Source organism: Rhodococcus chondri (assembly GCF_036327435.1).
Classification (GTDB): Bacteria; Actinomycetota; Actinomycetes; order Mycobacteriales; family Mycobacteriaceae; genus Rhodococcus; species Rhodococcus chondri.
In genome coordinates this window covers 1-593 of the sequence record NZ_JAUZMZ010000402.1, presented here as the reverse complement: position 1 = coordinate 593, position 593 = coordinate 1, and the positions used below count along the sequence as shown (strand labels likewise).

Sequence of the window (593 nt, the reverse complement as noted above, 5' to 3'; positions counted from 1 at the left end):
TACGTTCGGCCGTGTCGGAGACGCCGCGTCCCGCGCTGTCGGGCGCCCCGCAGAGCCGCCCGACGCCGTCTTCCCCGCACCGGCGCACCGCGATTTCCCCCCGCGGCCGGCCGAGGATGCGCACCCGGTCTCCGAGTTCGGGATGCGTCTGCCCGGAACGGAGGAGCCCGCGCGCGACGAGCGATTCTTCCGCGGCGGCGAGCGCCGCCGTCAGGCTGTCGGCCGTGTCGTGATCGTGCCGGTGGTCGAGGACCACCGGCATCTCCGCGACAGCGACGCGTTCGACGAGCACCTGCAGTTGCTCGGCGGTGACGACAACCGGTCCGAGAAGATCGGGTGTGGTGAAGACACCGCGTGGACCGATCACCGGACCGGCTCGGCGCCCAGCACGGCGGACACCACCGTGCGCCCGTCGGCGAAGTGCTCGACATCGGTTCCGGTATCGATGCCGCCGACGCGGTCGTGATCGGGTGCCGAGTCCCGGCGGGCAGTGCTCGCCGGGGCAGCAGCGTGCCCGGTGCCGGCCGGATCGACCGCGCGGGTCGCGGCAGCCGAAGGGTGCGCGCTCGTCGGGGTTCCGGCCGCCGAGCCAC

General features: G+C 74.0%; 1 protein-coding gene and 1 pseudogene. Both read right to left on the bottom strand.

What is annotated here, in order from left to right; all coding sequences use genetic code 11:
• A partial coding sequence (locus tag Q8814_RS26415) for an ESX secretion-associated protein EspG (RefSeq protein ID WP_330154861.1) occupies positions 1 to 367 on the bottom strand: 367 nt, incomplete at its 3' end.
• Positions 364 to 593: pseudogene (locus Q8814_RS26410) on the bottom strand (hypothetical protein); the annotation flags it as partial. The gene Q8814_RS26415 and the pseudogene Q8814_RS26410, both read right to left, overlap by 4 nt.